Source organism: uncultured Microbacterium sp. (genome assembly GCF_963521695.1).
In the GTDB taxonomy this organism is placed as follows: domain Bacteria; phylum Actinomycetota; class Actinomycetes; order Actinomycetales; family Microbacteriaceae; genus Microbacterium.
This window is the reverse complement of sequence record NZ_CAUQWC010000193.1, coordinates 1-6,732: the sequence shown is the minus strand read 5'-3', so window position 1 is coordinate 6,732 and position 6,732 is coordinate 1. Positions and strand designations below refer to the sequence as shown.

Annotated in this window: 7 protein-coding genes; 3 read left to right on the top strand and 4 right to left on the bottom strand. The window is 69.5% G+C overall.

Annotated features, from left to right (window positions below):
• Window positions 1–219 precede the first annotated feature (219 nt).
• The 3 genes from RWP81_RS12935 to glgA form a co-directional block, all read right to left on the bottom strand.
• Window positions 220–471, bottom strand: a complete 252-nt coding sequence (locus RWP81_RS12935) for a type B 50S ribosomal protein L31 (protein ID WP_013586710.1) — start codon at window positions 469–471, stop codon at window positions 220–222.
• Between the two features lie 207 nt (window positions 472–678).
• The gene (locus RWP81_RS12930) at window positions 679–1,461 is read right to left on the bottom strand and encodes an ABC transporter ATP-binding protein (protein WP_314456721.1); all 783 of its coding nucleotides are present in this window, start codon (window positions 1,459–1,461) and stop codon (window positions 679–681) included.
• Between the two features lie 122 nt (window positions 1,462–1,583).
• The gene (gene glgA, locus RWP81_RS12925; RefSeq protein ID WP_314456720.1) at window positions 1,584–2,774 is read right to left on the bottom strand and encodes a glycogen synthase; all 1,191 of its coding nucleotides are present in this window, start codon (window positions 2,772–2,774) and stop codon (window positions 1,584–1,586) included.
• Window positions 2,775–2,850: 76 nt separating this feature from the next.
• Here glgA and glgC point away from each other — a divergent pair, with 76 nt between their 5' ends.
• Window positions 2,851–4,095, top strand: a complete 1,245-nt coding sequence (gene glgC / locus RWP81_RS12920) for a glucose-1-phosphate adenylyltransferase (protein WP_055955094.1) — start codon at window positions 2,851–2,853, stop codon at window positions 4,093–4,095.
• A gap of 303 nt (window positions 4,096–4,398) precedes the next feature.
• Here glgC and RWP81_RS12915 read toward each other — a convergent pair whose 3' ends face one another.
• Window positions 4,399–4,872 carry an S-ribosylhomocysteine lyase gene (locus RWP81_RS12915; protein ID WP_314456717.1) on the bottom strand — a complete coding sequence of 158 codons (474 nt, stop codon included), beginning with the start codon at window positions 4,870–4,872 and terminating at the stop codon, window positions 4,399–4,401.
• Between the two features lie 192 nt (window positions 4,873–5,064).
• Here RWP81_RS12915 and serB point away from each other — a divergent pair, with 192 nt between their 5' ends.
• Together serB and RWP81_RS12905 are read left to right on the top strand one after the other, a co-directional pair.
• Window positions 5,065–5,706, top strand: a complete 642-nt coding sequence (gene serB / locus RWP81_RS12910) for a phosphoserine phosphatase SerB (RefSeq protein WP_314456715.1) — start codon at window positions 5,065–5,067, stop codon at window positions 5,704–5,706.
• Window positions 5,707–5,860: 154 nt separating this feature from the next.
• On the top strand, window positions 5,861–6,538 hold the full coding sequence (locus RWP81_RS12905; RefSeq protein ID WP_314456713.1) for an alpha/beta hydrolase: 678 nt from the start codon (window positions 5,861–5,863) through the stop codon (window positions 6,536–6,538).
• Window positions 6,539–6,732 lie beyond the last annotated feature (194 nt).

The window sequence follows — 6,732 nt, the reverse complement described above, 5'->3', positions numbered from 1 at the left end:
CCCCCCGCCGAACACACCCGCACCGCCGCCGCTCATCCCCCCCGCCCCACCGAACACACCCGCACCGCCGCCGCCGCACATCACCCCCGCCCCACCGAACACACCCGCACCGCCGCCGCACACCACCCCCACCGACGACACCCGTCCCACCCGACACTCACAACAAGAAAACCCCCCGTCCCGAAGGACGAGGGGCTCTCGAAGCGAATGCGCTGAAACTCAACGACCGCCGAAGTTCTTGAAGCGCTGGTTGAACTTCTCGACACGACCGGCCGAGTCCATGATGCGCTGCTTGCCCGTGTAGAACGGGTGCGAGGCCGACGAGATTTCCACGTCGATGACGGGGTACTCCACGCCGTCGAGTTCGATCGTCTTGTCGCTGGAGACGGTCGAGCGGGTGAGGAACGTGTCGCCCGAACCGAGGTCGCGGAACACGACGGCCTTGTACGTGGGGTGGATGTCAGTCTTCATGGAAGGTCCTTTGAGAAGTGGTGCCCTGGATTCTGCCAGGACGTCAAAGTCTGCGGTGCCGAGGGCACCAACGGGAGAGTCTACCAGGCCGGGGTCCGAGCGACGGCCAGCCGGGCATCGAACCACGATGCCGACACCCCGACATCCGGCACTCGGGCCCGCCACACATCAGCCGCCAGACCAGACCCCTGAACCGGACTCCCCGCCTCACACCGCCCGCGCGGCGTAACGCCCACCCTCGTGGGTGAGCGCGATCTCCAGGCCGAAAGTCGCCGTCAGGTTCTCTGCGGTCAGGGCCTCACCGAGGGGACCGGATGCCACGACCTCACCGTCGCGCAGCAGCAGCACGTGCGTGAACCCGACGGGGATCTCTTCGACGTGGTGCGTCACCATCACCATCGCCGGCGTCGTCGGAGCCTGCGCGTACCCGGACAGCAGGCTGAGCAGCTCTTCGCGTGCCCCGAGGTCGAGGCTGGCCGTGGGCTCATCGAGCAGCAGCAGTTCGGGGTCGGTCATCACGGCTCGCGCGATCTGCACGCGCTTCTGCTCGCCGTCGCTGAGCGTGCCGAACGTGCGATCGGCGAGGTGGTCGAGCTTCCACTCGGCGAGCACCCGCAGCGCGCGTCGCTCGTCGATGTCGTCGTAGTCCTCGCGCCAACGCCCCACGACCGAGAAGGCCGCGGTCAGGACGACGTCGAGCACCGTCTCCTCCGGCGGCACGCGACGTGCCATCGCCGAGGAGGCGAAGCCGATCCGCGGGCGCAGCTCGAACACGTCCGTTCGTCCGAGCCGCTCGCCGAGGATCGTCACCGCACCCGACGTGGGGTGCAGCAGGGTGTCGGCGAGTTGCAGGACGGTGGTCTTGCCGGCGCCGTTCGGTCCGAGGACGACCCAACGTTCGTGGTCCGCGACCGTCCAGTCGAGGTGGGACACGATGTCCCGACCGTTGCGGCGGACGACGACATCGGAGAACTCCAGCACCTGCGGCATGCGGCTAGCCTAGCCGCGCGCGACCCCGCCCCCGGTGAGACGCGGCGGCTTGGGGACAGCCGATCGGGCCCCACCCACCCTCGGCGCACGGAGCTCTGTGCGGAGCCCCGCGCGACACCCGGCTACTTCCCCGCGACCTCCGCGTACAGCGCAGCGGTGGTCTCCGCGATCGCCGCCCAGCTGAAGTCGTCGATCGCCCGCTGACGACCGGCCCGCCCATAGGCGCGAGCCGCGTCGGCATCCGTCACGACCTCGGCGAGAACGCGAGCCAGATCGGAGACGAAGCGCTCGGGATCGACGGGCGTGCCGGTACCGTCCTGCACCTGCTCGATGGGCACGAGTCGGCCGGTCACGCCGTCGACGACGACCTCGGGGATGCCACCGGTCGCGGTCCCGACGACCGCCGCACCGCACGCCATCGCCTCGAGGTTCACGATGCCCAGGGGCTCGTACACCGACGGGCACACGAACGTCGTCGCAGAGGTCAGAATCGCGCACAGCTCGTTGCGCGGCAGCAACCGGTCGATCCAGACGACACCGTCGCGCGTCGCCTGCAGACCGCGCACGAGCTCCTGGACCTCGGCCATGATCTGGGGGGTGTCGGGGGCACCCGCGCACAGGATCAGCTGCACGTCCTTCGGCAGGCGCTCGGCGGCGCGCAGCAGGTACGGCAGACCCTTCTGCCGCGTGATGCGCCCGACGAAGACGACCGAGGGACGCGACGGATCGATGCCGACCGACGCGAGGAAGTCGTCATCCGACACCGGATGCCACGACTCGGTGTCGATGCCGTTGTAGATGACGCGCACCTTGGCGGGATCCAGCGACGGGTAGCTGCGCAGGATGTCGTCGCGCATGCCCGAGCTCACCGCGACGACGGCGGCGGCGCCCTCGTAGGCGGTCTTCTCGATGTAGCTCGACACCGCGTACCCGCCGCCGAGCTGCTCGGCCTTCCACGGCCGCAGCGGTTCGAGGCTGTGAGCAGTGACGACGTGCGGGATGCCGTGGAGAAGGGATGCCAGGTGGCCGGCGAAGTTCGCGTACCAGGTGTGCGAGTGCACAACGTCGGCGCCCGCGACGTCGGAGACGATCTCGAGGTCGGTGCCGAGGGTCTGGATCGCGCCGTTCGCCGTGGCCAGCTCGGCCGGCACGCCGTAGGCGGTCGTGTCGGCTTCGTCGCGCGGAGCGCCGAAGGCGCGAACCTGCACCTCGGTGCCCTCGGAACGCAACGCCTTCACCAGTTCTGTGGCGTGGACCCCGGCTCCCCCGTAGATCTCCGGCGGGTACTCCTTGGTCACGATGTCGACGCGCATGAGACGAACCGTAGTACAGCGCGCGGCGCGCCGTACACGTATACCTGCATCCCCCCGCGCCCCCTAGTGTGGTGCCATGCCTGCAGCGCCGAAGGTCTTCGGAATCATCCTCGCCGGCGGCGAGGGAAAGCGACTCATGCCCCTCACGGCCGATCGCGCGAAACCCGCCGTCCCGTTTGGCGGCCAGTACCGCCTGATCGACTTCGCGATCTCGAACCTGATCAACTCGGGCCTCAGACAGCTGGTCGTGCTGACGCAGTACAAGTCGCACAGCCTCGACCGCCACATCTCGCAGACGTGGCGCATGTCACCGATGCTGGGCGCCTACGTCGCGTCCGTTCCCGCGCAGCAGCGCCTCGGCAAGCGGTGGTTCTCCGGTTCGGCCGATGCGATCCTGCAGTCGATGAACCTCATCCGCGACGAGAAGCCCGACATCGTCGCCGTCATCGGCGCCGACCACGTGTACCGCATGGACTTCAACCAGATGCTCGATGCGCACATCGCCTCCGACGCGCGCGCCACCATCGCCGGCATCCGTCAGCCCATCGGACTCGCGAACCAGTTCGGCGTCATCGACACCGATCCGACCGACCCGACGAAGATCCGCGAATTCCTCGAGAAGCCGCAGAACCCAACGGGGCTCGCGGACGCCCCCCACGAGGTGCTCGCCTCGATGGGCAACTACATCTTCGACGCCGACGCCCTCGTCGAGGCCGTCACCCACGACGGCGAGCTGCCGACCTCGGCGCACGACATGGGCGGCGACATCGTGCCCTACTTCGTCAACCGCGGCGAAGCGGCCGTCTACGACTTCCAGCGCAACGACGTTCCGGGCTCCACGCCGCGTGACCGCTCGTACTGGCGCGACGTGGGCACGATCGAGTCGTTCTACGACGCCCACATGGATCTGATCTCCACCCTCCCGATCTTCAACCTGTACAACACCGACTGGCCGATCTACTCGCAGACGTTCAACGCCCCGCCGGCGAAGTTCGTGCGCGACTCGGTCGGCCGCATCGGCAACGCGATCGACTCCATCGTCTCGCTCGGTTCGGTGCTGTCGGGCACGCACCTCGAGCGCAGCGTCGTCGGACCGTGGGCCCTCGCCGGCGGCGGCTCGACGATCACCGACTCGGTGCTCTTCGACAGCGTGCAGGTCGGCGCGGGAGCGCGCATCCACCGCGCGATCCTCGACAAGAACGTCGTACTCGAGCCCGGTGCGACCATCGGCGTCGACCGCGACCGCGACCTCGCCCGCGGCTTCACGGTCACCGAGACCGGCATCACCGTCGTCGGCAAGGACGTGCACGTCCACGCGTGAACTGAGCCGGATGCCAGGGATTCCGGATGCCAGAAGGGGCGGTGACCGCGATGGTCACCGCCCCTTCGGCATCCTGATCCGGCGGCGCTGAGAAGCCCACGCGCGCCAACGCCTCGCTGGCGACAGGACGCCCGCGCGTGCGAACGGATCGCGGCGGATCACCGCCTCCGCGCCGACGCCCGTTCAGACACCCGCACGCGCGAACGCGTCTCAGGTGATCACCGCCATCGCGCCGACGCCCGTTCAGACGTTCACGCACGCGAACGCGTAGCGGCTGCTCACCGCTTCCACGCGGTCGCCAGGTCAGACACCCACGCGTGCGAACGCATCGCGGCTGATGCCCTTCTCGAGCACGGCCTTCGACCACTCGCGGGCACTGTGCAGGCTGTGGTCGCGGTAGTTGCCGCAGCTGTACGCGTCGGTGCCGGGTACGTCGTCCCACTGCACGTCTTCGGCGATCGCGCGCAGAGAGTCGGAGATCGCGTCGACGAGGGACGCCACATCGGGCTCGCCCCACATGATCACGTGGAAGCCGGTGCGGCATCCGAACGGCGAGATGTCGATGAGTCCCTCGATGCGGTCGCGCACGAGGCTCGCGAGCAGGTGCTCGATGGTGTGGAGCCCCGCGGTGGGGATCTCTCCCTCGTTCGGCTGCACGAGACGCAGATCGAAGTTCGAGATGACGTCGCCGCGCGGTCCCGACTCGGAGCCGATCAGGCGCACGTACGGTGCCAGCACGGCGGTGTGGTCCAGGGTGAAGCTCTCGACGTCAGCCATGGGGGGTCCCTTCTCGAAGGTCTGGGGTACCGGAAAAGCCTACGCGCGCCCGCCGACATCCACGTCGGTGTGCGACACGGAGAGACCCGGAAGTCGCTGTGACGCCGTCCGGGCCCTTCCGGCGACCGGGCCCACCGGGACGCCGCCCCTTGCGATCGATGCCGATCCTCGCGACCCGCTAGGGTCGAGCGCGTGCCTGCGCCCGCCCGCTTCCTCGTCGTGCTCGACGCCGACTCCACCCTGATCCGCAACGAGGTCATCGAACTCCTCGCCGACGAAGCCGGTCGCGGCGCCGAGGTCGCCGCCGCCACCGAAGCCGCCATGCGCGGAGAGGTCGATTTCGCCACCAGCCTGCGTTCCCGGGTTCAAGCGCTGACCGGCGTCTCCACCGACGCGTTTGCCCGCGCGATCGCCCGTATCGAGCCCACCCCCGGCGTGCGCGAGCTCATCACCGCGGTCCACGAGCGCGGCGGAGTCGTCGGCGTGGTCTCGGGCGGCTTCCACGAGGTACTCGACACCATCGCCCCCGATCTCGGCGTCGACGTGTGGCGCGCGAACCGGCTCGCGGCATCTGAGGGAGCGCTCACGGGCGAGGTCGACGGGGGGATCGTGGATGCCACGGCCAAGGCCGAGACGCTGCGGGCCTGGGCCGCCGACCACGGCGTTCCCCTCGCTCTGACCTTCGCGATCGGCGACGGCGCGAACGACCTCGAGATGATGGGGGCAGCCGGCCTGGGGCTGGCCTTCAACGCGAAGCCCGCCGTGCGCGAGCGCGCCGATCTCGTGATCGACGCCGTCGACCTCGCCGAGGTCGTCGCTTTGCTGCCTCGCTGACGCGGTCGCGCGACGCCCGTCCCGGGACCTCCCCGCGCGAAGGACGTCCGCCCTCGCGATGTGCCGGCGCCCGCGGAAGCGCCCGCCGCCCGCTTCCGCCGGTCCGCCGGCAGCTCCTCTTCCCGATGTCGGAACCCCGTCCTACGCTCCGAGCATGGACATCATCCTCGTACCCGGACTCTGGCTCACCGCGTCGTCGTGGGACGACGTCGTCCCCGCTCTCGAGGCGGCAGGGCACAGACCGCACCCGTTGAGCATGCCGGGCCCCGCGGTCGGCGATCTCGTCATCGACGACTGGGTCGACGCCGTCGTCGCGGAGATCGACCGTCTCGATGCGCCCGTCGTGCTCGTCGGGCATTCCGGCGGGGGCAACGTCGTGTGGGGAGCCGCCGACCGGCGCCCCGAGCGCATCGCCCGCGTCATCCTCGTCGACACGATCGTGCCGCACCCCGGGGCCATGATCTCGGAGCTCCCCGTCGACGACGGTGTGGTGCACTTCCCGGGCTGGGACTTCTTCGATCACGACGACGTCGCCGACATCGACGACGAGACGCGTCGCCGCACCGCCGAACAGGTGGTCGACGTTCCCGGGCGCGTGCCGACCTCCCCGATCACCCTCGGTGACGACCGTCGGTTCTCCGTGCCCGTGACGATCCTGTCCGGTCAGCTCGATGCCGAATCCCTGCCGCGGGTGCTCGCGGACTGGGGCGCGTATGCCGAAGAGTTCGGTCGCATCGACGACGTCGAAGTCGTGCACCTCGGTTCGGGCCACTGGCCGCAATTCTCGCAACCTGCGGCATTCGCGAAGAAGCTGGTGGCGGCGGTGCGGTGACATCGCCGTCGGTGCTCGTCCGTAACCCCGTCCGCGAGATCTCCGGGTCCATCCGTCGGGCCTATGCCCTCAGGTCACGAGACCCCGGTGCCGTGCGGTCGCGAAACCTCCGCGTCCGCACGTCAGGCCCGTGCCTTGAGGGCCCGAGACCCCGGTTCCGAGCGGTCACGAAACCACCGCGACCGCGCCCCGGA

Bases quoted from the DNA above. Each gene is read 5' to 3' on its own strand.
- RWP81_RS12935 (WP_013586710.1), bottom strand. From the start codon at position 471: ATGAAGACTGACATCCACCCCACGTACAAGGCCGTCGTGTTCCGCGAC.
- RWP81_RS12930 (WP_314456721.1), bottom strand. From the start codon at position 1,461: ATGCCGCAGGTGCTGGAGTTCTCCGATGTCGTCGTCCGCCGCAACGGT.
- glgA (WP_314456720.1), bottom strand. From the start codon at position 2,774: ATGCGCGTCGACATCGTGACCAAGGAGTACCCGCCGGAGATCTACGGG.
- glgC (WP_055955094.1), top strand. From the start codon at position 2,851: ATGCCTGCAGCGCCGAAGGTCTTCGGAATCATCCTCGCCGGCGGCGAG.
- RWP81_RS12915 (WP_314456717.1), bottom strand. From the start codon at position 4,872: ATGGCTGACGTCGAGAGCTTCACCCTGGACCACACCGCCGTGCTGGCA.
- RWP81_RS12905 (WP_314456713.1), top strand. From the start codon at position 5,861: ATGGACATCATCCTCGTACCCGGACTCTGGCTCACCGCGTCGTCGTGG.